Here is a 12773-nt window from a genome sequence, read left to right on the forward strand (position 1 = left end):
TGGACGACGCCCGCGGCCCCGTCGGTCCGGTGCATGCGCCGGAGCTGCCCAAGTGGCGGCGGGTCCTGCGGCGGATCACGCGCATCACAATTCTGCTTGCGGTCGTGTCTTCCCCATTCTGGGGACGCGCGTTGCTGCGCTCGATGGATTTCTTCCGCGTGCGCCGCGTCGAGATCGAAGGCCTGCGTTACGCCACCCCCGACGAAATCGTTTCGCGGTTGAGGGTCGATACGCTCGCGTCCGTCTGGGACGACGTATCGCCGCTCGAAGCGCGGGTCGCGGAGCATGCCCAGGTGCGCGCAGTGCGCATCAAGCGCAAGCTTCCCGGGACCCTCGTCGTGATCGTGACGGAGAATCCGCCGGTGGCGCTGGTGAACACGCCGCGGGGGCTGATTGTCGTCGATGCCGACGGGGACTCGCTGCCGGTGGATCCCACGCGCATCGACGTGGACCTGCCGGTGCTCGCGCGCAAGGATTCCCTGTTGCTTCGCCTCCTGGCGGAGACGCAGGCCGAGGAGCCGGCGCTGTTCGCTCGGGTGAGCGAGGTGCGCCGGGCTGGGCGCGGGGAGATCGTCTTCGAGCTTCCCGAGTTCCGCATCCTCGCCGATAGCGCGGTCCGTGCCGCGCGCTTGGGCGAGGTGCTCCCGGTGGAGCTCGACGCGACGCGCCGCAACTGGCGCCCGCGCGAACTCGACCTGCGTTTCCGTGATCAGGTGATCGTCCGCCTCCAGAGCCCATGAACCTCGACCGTCTCGTCGCCGGCCTCGACATCGGATCCGCCAAGACCACTGCGGTGATCGCAGAGGTCGTGGGGGACCTGCCGAAGCATCCGTCCGTGAACATCCTCGGCGTCGGCCAGGCCCGCACCACGGGCCTGCGCAAAGGCGTCGTCGCCGACATCGAAGAAACGCAGCGCAGCATCACCAAGGCGATGCAGGACGCCGAGCGGATGGCGGGCGCGCGCGTCGAGACGGTGTACGCGGGTATCGCCGGCGAGCACGTGCAGGCGATGACCTCCAAGGGCATCGCGTCGGTGACGGGCCACGAGATCACGCGCGCCGACGTGGACCGCGCGAATGCCGTCGCCCGGGCGCAGCCCATCCCGCAGGACCGCGAGCTCATCCACGCGATCCCGCAGGAATACACGGTCGACAAGAACCAGGGCGTGCGCGATCCGGTCGGCATGATCGGGACGCGCCTCGAGACGGAGATGTACCTCGTCACGATCGGCTCCTCGCCGGCGATGAACCTGCGCAAGGCCGTCGAGCGCGCCGGCTACAAGGTGGGCGAACTCGTGCTCGAGCCCCTGGCCTCGGCGCTCAGCGTGCTCACCGACGAGGAGAAGGAGCTCGGTGTGGCGCTGGTGGAGATCGGCGCGGGCACCACGGACCTCGCGGTGTTCCACGAAGGCAAGATTCGCCACTTGGGTACGATCGGCTTCGGTGGCCTGAACGTCACCAGCGACATCGTGCACGGCCTCGGCGTGACGGCGCTCGACGCCGAGCGCCTGAAGGAGCAGTACGGCGCAGCCTACGAGCCGATCGTGAAGAACACGGGCGAGACCATCAAGCTGCCGAGCACGGGTGCGCAGGGCGATCGCGAGATCCCGCGCGAACTCCTGGCGCACATCATCCATCAGCGGACGCAGGAGATCTTCGAGATGGTCCTGCGGGACCTCGAGGAGCATCACCTCGTGAGCAAGCTGGCGGCGGGTGTGGTGGTGACGGGCGGCGCGGCGGCGCAGCCGGGCACCGACTTGCTCGCGGCGGATGTGTTCGGCCTCGGCGCGCGCATCGGTGCGCCGGGCGAGCTGCTGGGCGGCTTGGCCGACAGCATCCAGAGCCCGCGCTTCAGCGTGGTGACGGGCCTCGTGCAGTACGGGGCGCACCGCGTGGCGATCGGCGGCAGCCAGGGGAAGGGGCGGCGCCTCACCCTCGGCAATGCGGGCCCGAGCATGGACTCGATGGCGCAGCGGTTCAAGACCTGGTTGCAGGACTGGTTCTAGGGCGGCCGTTTACCACGAAGGCACGAAGACACGAAGGAAACTGTCGGACGCGCCGCATAAATTGCTTGGGGGTCCGCGCCGAGATTTCGGTGCGGACCCCCAAAGTCATGCTCGAATGTCCCGAAGTGAGTTCCCTTGTGTCTTCGTGCCTTCGTGGTGAAGGCCGTTCCTCGCTGCATCACAAATATGTCCGCCATGGCCCGGCGGTGGATTCGGCCTCGATGCGCCGCCCCGTATCCTGCCGCCCCGCTGACTCGTCATTCGCCTGTAAGCGAGGCCTCAGGCGCGATATATTTCCGCCCCTGAGTCCGGTCGCTCGGTCACCATCCGTCTCCAGCCTTCCGCCCAGCATATGAGCCTCTTCGAATTCGAAGAACCCAACGCCCAGCACGCCCGCATGAAGGTCGTCGGCGTCGGCGGCGGCGGTGGCAATGCGGTGAACCGCATGATCGAGGAGCAGCTCGACGGCGTGGAGTTCATCTCCGTGAACACCGACGCGCAGGCGCTGCTCAACTCGAAGTCGGATGTGAAGATCCAGATCGGCAAGAAGCTCACGCGCGGCCTCGGCGCCGGCGCCCGCCCGGAAATCGGGCGTCAGGCGATCGAGGAGAACCGCGACGAAGTGTCCCGCGCCATCGCCGGCGCCGACCTCGTCTTCGTGACCTGCGGCATGGGCGGCGGTACGGGCACCGGGGCCGCTCCCATCGTCTGCGAACTCGCCCGCGAGCAGGGCTCCCTCACCGTCGGCATCGTCACCAAGCCCTTCCTCTTCGAAGGCCGCAAGCGCATGCGCCAGGCCGACGAGGGCATCGCCGAGATGGCCAAGCACGTGGACACGATGATCGTCGTGCCCAACGAGCGCCTGCTCGCCGTGGTCGGCAAGGGCATCCCGTTCCAGGACGCGCTCAAGAAGGCCGATGAAGTGCTGCTGCAGGCCACGGGCGGCATCTCGGGCATCATCACGAAGGCCGGCTTGGTGAACGTGGACTTCGCCGACGTGCGCACGGTCATGAAGGACGGCGGCTCGGCGATCATGGGCACCGGCATCGGTCGCGGCGAGAATCGCGCCGTGGACGCGGCGCGCATGGCGATCGAGAGCCCGCTGCTCGACAACGTGTCGATCGGCGGGGCGCGTGGCGTACTCATCAACATCACGTCGGGCCTCGACGCGACGCTCGATGAAGTCACGGCGATCGCCAACGTGGTCAAGGAAGCCGTGGGCGAGGAGGCCGAGATCATCTTCGGCGCCGTGCCGGAACCGGCCATGCAGGGCGAGGTCCGCGTCACGGTCATCGCGACGGGCTTCAGCAAGCGCGCCGCCTCGCAGCCGCCGGTCATCGGCAGCCGCGCGTCGTCGAGCGGCACGCCGGTGATTCCGCTCGACCCCGCGGCGCGTGCGCCGCGCCCGGTCGCGCCGGGCTCGCCCGCGTCGCCTGCCGCCGGCGGCAACGCCGTTCCCGCCGCGCGGCCCCGTCCGTCGTCGGCGCGCCCGTTGGAGGATCTCAGCGACCTCGAGATCCCGACGTTCATTCGGAGACAGATGGATTGAGCCCGCGCGCGACGCGGCTCCTCTTCGGCGCGGTGGTCGCGGGGCTCGCGATCGCCGCGTTGCGCCTGCCCACCCCGAAGTTCGGCGACCCGCGCGTGCTCTTCGGCGACATGGCCGCGCCCGACCTGCAGCCGTGGACGCAGCACGACACGCTGGGGCGCGGGGAGACCCTCACGGGGCTGCTCGCCCGCCGTGGGCTCTCGAACACCGAGGCGTCGAATGTCGTCCGCGCGACGCCGCTGAATCCGCGCCGCATCCCGGCGGGCATGCCCGTCGAGCTGCGCGGCGACACCACCGACAGCCGTCCGCAGGAAATCCGCTTCCGCCTCGCCGTGGACCGCATCATGCGCGTCGCCCGCAGCGGCGACAGCTGGGCGGCCACCGAAGAAGTGCTCCCCTGGACGGTGGATACGGTGCTGCTGCGTGGCACCGTGCGTGAGCACCTCTATCAGGCCATCGGCGAAGGCTCGGATTCGCTGCTCGCGGGCCGCGCCCGCGACGAACTCGCCTGGGCGATCGCCGACATCTACGAGTACAAGATCGACATGTCGCGCGAGCTGCAGCAGGGCGACCAGGTGCGCGCGCTGTTCGAACGCCACATCGCGCCGGACGGCACGATGAAGATCGGCACGGTGATCGCCGCCGGCCTGCAGCGCGCGGGCACGGAGATCCAGGCGTATCGCATGGTCCAGCCCGACGGGCGCGTCCGCTACTACGACGAGCGCGGCCGCTCGCTGGCCGCGACCTTCCTGCGCGCGCCGCTGCAGTTCCGCCGCATCTCCAGCAACTTCGGCCGCCGTCGGCACCCGATCCTCGGGACCATGCGCGCCCACCAGGGCATGGACTACGCCGCCAACGCGGGCACGCCGGTGCGCGCGATCGGTGACGGCACGGTGATCTTCGCCGGCACCCGCGGCGGCTACGGCAACGTGGTCGAGCTGCGTCACATCAACGGCATGGTGACGCGCTACGCGCATCTGCGTGGATTCGCCAAGGGCATCCGGCGCGGCGCACGCGTGTCGATCGGCGAGGAAATCGCCTACGTGGGCTCCACGGGCCTCTCGACGGCGCCGCACCTGCATTTCGAGGTGCTGATCGGCGGCGTGCATCGCGACCCGCGGCGAGCCCTCGCCACGGCCGAGGCCGGTCCCGCGCTCACCGGCAGCGCGTTCGCGCAGTTCGAGGCCGTGCGCGACGGTGTGAGCTTCGCGCTCGAGCAGCCGGCCGGCATCGTCCGCGCACTCGGCAACTGACGCCGGCCGCGTTCGCGCGGCGCAGGGCGTGCGGCTCCTGCATCGTCGACAAGCCGACTAGACTTCCAGCGTGCTGACTTGGGCCATTGCCATTGCCCTCGGCGCCGCGGTGGCGGCGCTGGGCTACATCGGAACGCGGCCGATGCCTCGGGGCCTCCTGGCGCTGCGTGCGCTGGGCGCCACGCTGGTGGCCGCGCTGCTCCTGAACGCGCCCCTGGCCCCGCCACGGCCCTTGGCGCCGTGGGTGGCCCTCGATGCCTCGGCGTCCTGGGGGACTGATACCGCCCGCTGGAGCCGAGCGCGGGCGACGGCGGACTCGGTGCTGTCCGCGGGGGCGGACTCGCTGCTGCTTTTCGGCAACGCCGTTCGCTCGGCCGCGCTGCTGCCGGAGCGGCCCACCGACCCGGCCTCGCGGATCGGCGACCTCGTCGAATTGGCGCGTGCGCAGGGTCGGCCCGTCATCGTGGTCACCGATGGCGCCCTCGACGACGCCGAGCGCCTGACCGAGCTCCCGCAGGGCTCCGCCGTGTTGCGACCGGCACCCGAGACTTCAGCGGATGTCGGGCTGGCGCCACTCGAGCCACCCGCCGGCGCATTGATCGGCGACACGGTCGAACTGCCCGTGCTGCTGCGCGCCAATGCCCTCGCGGGCGATGTGCGCGAGCGGACACTGACGCTGCGCCTCGGCGGCCGGGAGCTGCTGCGTCAAGCCGTCGACGCGCCCGACGCCGGTGGCGAGCGCGAGCTGCGGCTGCGGTTCGTCGTGCCGGCCCTCGAAGGCGAGCAGCCCTTGCTGCTGGCCCTCGACGGGGCCGACGCGCGCGCGGACAACGATTCGATCCGCAGCACGCTGAGCATCTCCGGCGCGGCGTCGGTCGCGTTGATTTCCACGGCGCCAGACCAAGACGCGCGCTTTGCCCTGGCCTTGCTGCGCCAGACGCAGCGCGGGGCCGTGCGCGGCTACTGGCGCGTCGCGCCCGGACAGTGGCGTGAAGGGGACGCCCTGCGGCCCGTGGGCGAAGACGTCGTGCGGCGCGCGCTGGGCACCGCCTCGCTCGTGATGCTGCACGGCGACACGACGTACTTCGGGCCGGCACGGAGCCGGGCCCGCGGCGCGCTGGTGCTCATGCCGAGCGTGGGCAGCAGCGAGGAGTACTACGCGACGGGGGCCGGCGACTCGCCGCTGCGGGCGGCGCTAACCGACCTCCCGTTCGAGGAACTGCCGCCGTTGCGCGTGGGTCCCTCGGCCCGCGGCGGCTTGCCAGCGCTGCTCGTCCGCCGGGCGCGGCGCAGCGATGAACGCGCCGTCGTCACCCTGCGCGAGGGAACGCCGCGCACCGTGACGGTCACTGCCGGCGGATTCTGGCGCTGGCGCACGCGCGGCGGGCGCGCGGCGCAGTCTTTCGACGCCATGTGGGGCAGTATATTCGACTGGGTGGCGGCGACGACGGCCCCGCGGCGTAGCGAGGCGTCGTCCACGGCGCTCAGCCGAGAGATCATGCCGCGTCCGCTCGTCCCTGCCGGAGCGGTCGGCAGCGCGCCCGCGCGTGACCTCTCGCCGCGCGCCCGTGAGGCCTGGTGGCTCGCGGCGCTCGCCCTTCTCGCCTTCAGCGCGGAATGGATCCTGCGCCGAAGGATCGGCTGGCGCTGACGCCGTCGACCGCGCCTATCCTTTCGTCCTGAATGGCTCTCAACCTGCTCGGCAAGCGCTCCCTGTGGCAGCGCATCAAGGACATCGCGCTCACCGACGTCGGCGTGCTCGCGCGCGGCGGCGTGGATGGCCTGACGCTCGAACGCCTGGAGCAGACGCTGCTCGAGGCGGACTTGGGCGTGCCCGTCACCATGCGCCTCGTCGAGGAGATCCGCGGTCGCGCCGCCAAGGGCAAGCTCAAGTCTCCGGACGACTTCCGAGCGGCCCTCGTCGAGTTGATCGGGGACGCCCTACGCGTCGGCAATGCGGACGCATCGCTGCGATTCGCGCCGGCGAAGCCGACCGTGATCCTCGTGCTCGGCGTGAACGGAGCGGGGAAGACCACCAGCATCGGCAAGCTCGCCGCGCGCCTGCGCCGCGAGGGCAAGTCGGTGCTGCTCGGCGCCGGCGACACCTTCCGCGCGGGCGCCATTGACCAGCTCAAGGTGTGGGCGGAACGCACCGGTGCGGAGTTCGTGGGTGCACAGCCGGGTGCTGACCCGGCGGCGGTGGCGTTCCAGAGCATCGACGCCGGCATCGCGCGGGGCGTGGACGTCATCATCATCGATACCGCCGGCCGCCTGCATACCAGCCACGCGCTGATGGACGAGCTCAAGAAGGTGCAACGCGTCGTCGCCAAGCGGCTCGACGGCGCGCCGCACGAGGCGCTGCTGGTGCTCGACGGCACGGTGGGGCAGAACGCGGTGCAGCAGGCCAAGCAGTTCTCCGAGGCGGTGCCACTGACGGGGCTGATCGTGACGAAGCTCGATGGCACCGCACGCGGCGGCGTGGTGGTCGCCGTGCACGAGGCGGTCAACGTGCCGGTGAAGTTCCTCGGTTTGGGCGAGCAAGCGACGGATCTCGAACCCTTCGACGCGACGACGTTCGCTGCGGAGCTGCTCGCGGGATGACCCCCGCCGCCGCAGGCCCGCGGCGCACGCTCGAGACGCCGGTGGAGTTCCTCACCGGCGTGGGCCCCCGCCGCGCCGAGGCGCTGCGCCGACTCAACATCTTCACCGCGCGGGACCTGCTCTTTCACATCCCGTTCCGCTACGAGGATGCGAGCACCGTCACGCCGATTGCCCGGCTGCGCGTGGGCGACGACGCGTCCGTCATCGGCACGGTGGTGTCGAAGGGCATCCTGCCGACGCGGAAAGGACTGCGGATCTTCCAAGCGGTCGTGCAGGATGCCTCGGGCATGATTGAGGTGAGCTGGCCGGGGCAACCGTGGCTGGACCGCGCCATCAACAAGGGCGATCAGCTGCTGCTCACCGGTCCGGTGCGCTTTTACCACGGCCGCCAGTTCGCCCCGCGTGAGTTCGTCAACCTCGGGCCCGACGGCGACGCAACCTCCGCGGGGCGTGTGCTCGCCGTGTACCGCGCCACGGAAGGGCTGAGCTTCAAGCTCATCCGCCAGCTCATCGAGAAGCATCTCGACGCGCTGCTGCCGCAGGTGCAGGAATATCTTCCCACGGCGCTGCTCGCCGAGGCCGGCGTGCCGGCACTCCCGGAGGCCCTGCGCGCGCTGCACCGGCCCACGTCCGTGGCGGACGCGCTGCGCGCGCGCGGGCGATTGGCCTACGAGGAGCTGTTGTTCGTGCACCTCTTGCAGCGGCGCGCGCACGACCTCGCCAAGCAAGCGCGCGATGGCATCCGCTTCGTGAACAAGAAGGACCTCACCTCGCGCTTCCGCGAGGTGCTGCCCTTCGAACTGACGAAGGCGCAGGTACGCGCCGTGCGCGAGATCGTGGCCGATATGTGCGCGCCGGCGCGTATGCACCGCCTGCTGCAAGGCGATGTCGGATCGGGCAAGACCGTGGTCGCCGTGTTCGCCGCGCTGCTCGCGCTGGAGAACGGCTACCAAGTGGCCGTCATGGCGCCGACGGAACTGCTCGCCGAACAGCACGCGCGTACCTTCGACCGCCTGCTGGCCCCGCTCGGCATCGTCCCCGCGCTCATCACCGGCAGCCGCAGTGCCAAGGAGCGGAAGCTCGCGGCGACGCGCCTCGAGAGCGGGGAGCCGCTGATCGCCATCGGCACGCATGCGCTGCAGGTCGAGGGCACGACCTTCGCCAAGCTGGGCTTGGCAGTCATCGACGAACAGCATCGCTTCGGCGTGGAGCACCGGCGCGCGCTGGTGGAGCGCGGGCGGAAGGGGGAGAAGCCCGATGTGCTCTTGATGAGTGCCACGCCGATCCCGCGATCGCTGGCGCTGACGATGTACGGTGACCTCGACGTGAGCATCCTCGACGAGCGGCCGCCGGGCCGCCAGCCGGTCACCACCGCGCTGCGGCCGGAGAACGGGCGCGCTCGCGTGTTGGCGTTCATCAATCGGCAGCTCGACGAGGGGCGGCAGGCCTACTTGGTCTATCCGCTCATCGAGGAGTCGGAGAAGGTGGCGCTGAAAGCGGCGACGAAGGCCTTCGAGGAACTCGTCGCCGGCCCCTTCGCCGGGCGCCGGCTCGCGCTGCTGCACGGCCGCATGAAGCCCGAGGAGAAGGACCAGGTGATGCGCGCCTTCCGGGATGGCCAGCTCGATGTGCTCGTCGCGACGACGGTGATCGAAGTCGGCATCGACGTGCCGAATGCGACGGTGATGGTCGTCGAGCACCCAGAGCGCTTCGGCCTGTCGCAGCTGCACCAATTGCGCGGGCGCGTGGGCCGCGGGGCCGCCGAGAGCTTCTGCATCCTGCTCGGGGACGTGGGCGAGGAAGTCGCCGAGCGGCTGCGGCCGTTCCTCGAGACGGAGGATGGCTTCGCGATTGCGCGGGCCGACTTGGAGCAGCGCGGCATGGGCGACCTGTTTGGCGAGCGGCAGAGCGGCGTGCCGATGTTCAAGGTGGCCGACCCGCTGCGCGACGAGGAGCTGGGCGAGCTGGCGCGGGGCGGGGCCGCCGCGCTGCTCGCGCAGGATCCCGAGCTGAAGGCACCGCAGCATCAGGGCATGCAGTTGGTGCTGCGCCGCCAGTACGGGCGCGCGCTCGAACTGTTCCGGGTGGGCTGAGGCCTACTGGCGCCGCCGCGGTCCTCGGGGCACACTCAGGTATGTCCGCCACGGCCGAGTCGCCTTCCGCGCGCACGCCACTGACGCGCCGGGCGCCGTGGCGTTGGGGCGGCGTCGCCATGGCTGTCGGGCTGGCGGCGGCCCTGGCCTTCGATGCGTGGTACGGGCGCCACCTCGAAATGGAAGCGCGCGTCGCCGTCCAGCGCGCCATGGGGCCGACCGCGGCGGCGCTGCGCACGGCGGTCGCCCATCGCGTGGCCCAACTCAACGGATTGCACTCGTTCGTCGAATCGCAGCCCAGCCGTGCGCGGCTCGACGCGACGTTCCAGACGTTCGCGGGCGGGGTTGCGTCCAGTACCCAGGGCGTGCGCACGCTGCAGCTCGTGGAGGACGGCGTCATCGTCGCGACCTGGCCGTTGGCCGGCAACGAACGGGCGCTGGGCTACAACCTGCTGCGCGACTCGCGACCGGAGGTTCCCGACGGCGTCCGGCGCGCGATGGCCACCGACTCGATCGTCATCACCGGGCCCATCGCGCTCGTGCAGGGTGGGGAGGGACTGCTCGTGCGCCGGCGGCTCACGCCACGGCCGGGCTTCCCCGACCTCGTGGCCGTGATTCTCGATGTGCCGTCCATCGTCCTCGAGGCGGGCATCCCGAACGCGGCCAGCGGCCTGCACCTCGAGGTGCGCGACCGCGCCGGCCACTGGTTCGGTGGCGATACGCTGTCGGCCGACGCGACGCCCGAGTCCATACGCATCCCGGTTCCCGATGGCGACTGGACCCTGCGCGGCGCCCCGGTGGCCGGGTGGGCGGCCTATTCGGCGCCGCAGCGCCTGGCTGCCCGGGCGGCGGGCGCCGCCGTCGTGATTGCGCTGGCGCTGCTCGGCGCATTGTTCGGGCTGCGACAAGCGCGCATGCAGGACGCCATCACGTCGCGGACCGCACGGCTGGGCGTCGCCTTGCGCGCCGGCCGCATGGGCACCTGGGAGCTCGACGTCCTCGCCGACCGCATGACGTTCGACGAGAACGGGGCCGCGATCGTCGGGCGACCGTTGGCCGAGGTGGACGGTCCGCTCGAGAAGTTCTTCCACATGATTCACCCCGAGGACGCCGCGTTCGTGGCACGCGTATTTCTCGAGATCCTCAAGTCGGATCGGCCCGAGTACACGCTTGAGCATCGTGTCCTGCTGCCCGACGGATCGGAGCGCTGGGTGCTGGTCATCGGTGAGATCGAGCGCGGCTCGCAGGGGCAGGCGGTGCGGGCGCACGGCATCATTTCCGACGCCTCCGACCGCCGTGCCATCGAGGCGCGGGCACGCCACATGGAACGCGTGGAGACGATCGGCACCATGGCGGGCGGGGTGGCGCACGACTTCAACAACCTGCTGACGGCGATGACCTCGTTCGTCGAGCTGGCGCGCGATGGACTCGGCAGCCCAGAACCGAATTCAAGCCTCGCCATGGTCCGCGACGATCTGGAGGAGGCGTTGAAGGTGTCCTCGCGGGCCAAGGGGCTCACGGCCCAACTGCTCGCGTTCAGCCGCGGGGCCGCCTCCGAACCACGCGCGGCAGACCTCGGCACCACCCTCCACGAAATGGAACCGTTGCTGCGCCGCCTCCTGGGGCAGCGCATCACGCTGGATGTGCAGGTGGCGGCGGGAACGCCGGGTGTGTGGATCGACCCGTCGCAGTTCACGCAGGTGGTGCTGAACCTCGTCGTGAACGCCCGGGACGCGATCCAGGGACGTGGAGACATCGCGATTCGGTTGCGGCGTATCCAGTCGTCGGAGGATCGTCCTGCGCGCGCGCCGACCGGGGAGTGGGTGCTGCTGCAGGTCCGGGACAGCGGCCGCGGCATGTCGCCGGAGGTCATGCAGCGGGTGTTCGAACCCTACTTCACGACCAAGGAAGAATCCCGCGGCACGGGTCTCGGGCTCGCCGTGGTGATGGGCGTCGTGCGTGCCGCGGGTGGGCACGCGCTCGTCGAGAGCGAGGTCGGGCGGGGGACGGCGTTCTGGATCTTCCTGCCCGCGCTGGACGCGCAGGGACGGCGGGTCAGTCCGCCAGCAGGTACGCCGACACGTACGGCTTGATGCGCTCGCGCCGTTCCGGACTGAGCGCGGCGTAGCCCGACACGCGTCCGACGCAGCTCGCCGCCCCGCAATGGCAATCGAAGGGTTCCGCCATCGCCTGCTCGGTGGCGTTGTAGTCGAACGTCACGCCGTCGCCAACGGCGATGTCGCGGAGGGCGACCACGGCCAAGCCCCGCACCCACGCGCTGGGGTCACAGGAGTGGTTGAGGTACATCCAATAGCGTTCGCGGACGCGCGCGTCGTCGGTCGGGAGGTCGTCGGAGTCCAGGTGCATCTCCGGGCCGACTTGGATCGAGTACCGGGTGGCGACCCGCGTCTCGCGCCCAACCAAGGTGAAGATCACGCTGCCGGCGGCGATCGGCGCGGTCGCCACCAAGCGTCGCTGGGTCGGTTCGACCAAGACGCCGACCGCCGCACAGGATGTTACCAACAGGGTTCCAGCGGGGTACTGCGAGGGCGACGTGTGCTCAGTCGCGCGAATCGGCGTGGCGGACACGGGCTGGAAGCTGATGGGCCACGCGTTGTTTCGCCACTCCCCCTCGTTATCATCCACGGATGCGCCTGCTTCTCGTGTTGTTGATGGCCGTCGCGATGCCGGCGGCCGCTCAAGTCGAATGGCTGCCGGTGCCCGAGGACGCGCCGGTGCGCAACGATCGCCGGCCCGCCGTGGGCGAGTGGCACTTCGGGCTGGACATCGGATTCGCGAACTTCATTCCCGGGGTCTTCAAGGAGCGCGGCACGCGCTTCGTGGTCTTCGGCGAGCGCCAGGTGCACCGGTGGGCGGCGCTGCAGCTGGATGGCAACTGTTCGCGCGGCCAAGAGCGCCGTCTGCCCGGTGTCCCGCAGCAGTTCGTCAGTCTCTGCGCGGGTGTGGCCAGCGCCGTGGTGCCGTTCGAGCTGCACCCGAAGCTCTGGCCGTACGTACGCGCGGGCTACGGTATCGCCCTCTGGGACGAAGAGGCGCGCGAAGGCTTCTATAACGTGGAAGAGATAGCCCCCACCTGGGTGCTGGCCGCCGGCTTCCGCTCGTACCTTGGTGCCGAGCAGCGCGTCGGCCTGCGACTCGACGTGCAGCGCCAGGAAACCTCCTTGCGCGACCTGCGCGTCCCGCACTGGAGCTTCGGACTCGGACTGAGCATGCGTTTCCCGCGCGGGTTCACGCTCGAGGACTGACCGCGC

At 70.5% G+C, this 12773-nt stretch carries 10 protein-coding genes; 9 read left to right on the top strand and 1 reads right to left on the bottom strand.

Going from position 1 to position 12773, the window contains the following annotated elements; genetic code table 11:
- The first annotated feature begins 104 nt into the window (after positions 1 to 104).
- From Strain318_RS06425 to Strain318_RS06460, 8 genes are all read left to right on the top strand, one after another.
- Positions 105 to 740, top strand: coding sequence for a cell division protein FtsQ/DivIB (locus Strain318_RS06425; RefSeq protein ID WP_367887684.1), 636 nt, complete (start codon positions 105 to 107; stop codon positions 738 to 740).
- Positions 737 to 2005: a cell division protein FtsA gene (gene ftsA / locus Strain318_RS06430; RefSeq protein WP_367887685.1), complete on the top strand. Its 1269-nt coding sequence runs from the start codon at positions 737 to 739 to the stop codon at positions 2003 to 2005. Before Strain318_RS06425 ends, ftsA begins: the two co-directional genes overlap by 4 nt.
- A 352-nt stretch (positions 2006 to 2357) precedes the next feature.
- Positions 2358 to 3554, top strand: coding sequence for a cell division protein FtsZ (gene ftsZ, locus Strain318_RS06435; protein ID WP_367887686.1), 1197 nt, complete (start codon positions 2358 to 2360; stop codon positions 3552 to 3554).
- On the top strand, positions 3551 to 4807 hold the full coding sequence (locus Strain318_RS06440; protein ID WP_367887687.1) for a M23 family metallopeptidase: 1257 nt from the start codon (positions 3551 to 3553) through the stop codon (positions 4805 to 4807). Before ftsZ ends, Strain318_RS06440 begins: the two co-directional genes overlap by 4 nt.
- Positions 4808 to 4877: 70 nt before the next feature.
- Positions 4878 to 6458 (top strand): hypothetical protein, encoded by a 1581-nt coding sequence (locus Strain318_RS06445; RefSeq protein ID WP_367887688.1) that lies wholly within the window; start codon positions 4878 to 4880, stop codon positions 6456 to 6458.
- 32 nt (positions 6459 to 6490) lie between these two features.
- Positions 6491 to 7408: a signal recognition particle-docking protein FtsY gene (gene ftsY, locus Strain318_RS06450; RefSeq protein WP_367887689.1), complete on the top strand. Its 918-nt coding sequence runs from the start codon at positions 6491 to 6493 to the stop codon at positions 7406 to 7408.
- Positions 7405 to 9501 (top strand): ATP-dependent DNA helicase RecG, encoded by a 2097-nt coding sequence (recG, locus tag Strain318_RS06455; RefSeq protein WP_367887690.1) that lies wholly within the window; start codon positions 7405 to 7407, stop codon positions 9499 to 9501. Before ftsY ends, recG begins: the two co-directional genes overlap by 4 nt.
- Before the next feature lie 41 nt (positions 9502 to 9542).
- Positions 9543 to 11594 carry an ATP-binding protein gene (locus tag Strain318_RS06460; protein WP_367887691.1) on the top strand — a complete coding sequence of 684 codons (2052 nt, stop codon included), beginning with the start codon at positions 9543 to 9545 and terminating at the stop codon, positions 11592 to 11594.
- Here Strain318_RS06460 and Strain318_RS06465 read toward each other — a convergent pair.
- The gene (locus Strain318_RS06465; RefSeq protein ID WP_367887692.1) at positions 11557 to 12090 is read right to left on the bottom strand and encodes an SET domain-containing protein-lysine N-methyltransferase; all 534 of its coding nucleotides are present in this window, start codon (positions 12088 to 12090) and stop codon (positions 11557 to 11559) included. The genes Strain318_RS06460 and Strain318_RS06465 overlap by 38 nt on opposite strands.
- A 59-nt stretch (positions 12091 to 12149) precedes the next feature.
- On the opposite strand from Strain318_RS06465, the gene Strain318_RS06470 reads away from it, so the two are divergent.
- On the top strand, positions 12150 to 12767 hold the full coding sequence (locus Strain318_RS06470; RefSeq protein ID WP_367887693.1) for a hypothetical protein: 618 nt from the start codon (positions 12150 to 12152) through the stop codon (positions 12765 to 12767).
- The last annotated feature ends 6 nt before the right edge of the window (positions 12768 to 12773 follow it).

Source organism: Pseudogemmatithrix spongiicola, assembly GCF_030623445.1.
In the GTDB taxonomy this organism is placed as follows: Bacteria; Gemmatimonadota; Gemmatimonadetes; order Gemmatimonadales; family Gemmatimonadaceae; genus Pseudogemmatithrix; species Pseudogemmatithrix spongiicola.

Coding starts and splice junctions, on each gene's coding strand:
- Strain318_RS06460 (WP_367887691.1), top strand. CDS start 9,543: ATGTCCGCCACGGCCGAGTCGCCTTCCGCGCGCACGCCACTGACGCGC.
- ftsZ (WP_367887686.1), top strand. CDS start 2,358: ATGAGCCTCTTCGAATTCGAAGAACCCAACGCCCAGCACGCCCGCATG.
- ftsY (WP_367887689.1), top strand. CDS start 6,491: ATGGCTCTCAACCTGCTCGGCAAGCGCTCCCTGTGGCAGCGCATCAAG.
- ftsA (WP_367887685.1), top strand. CDS start 737: ATGAACCTCGACCGTCTCGTCGCCGGCCTCGACATCGGATCCGCCAAG.
- recG (WP_367887690.1), top strand. CDS start 7,405: ATGACCCCCGCCGCCGCAGGCCCGCGGCGCACGCTCGAGACGCCGGTG.
- Strain318_RS06470 (WP_367887693.1), top strand. CDS start 12,150: ATGCGCCTGCTTCTCGTGTTGTTGATGGCCGTCGCGATGCCGGCGGCC.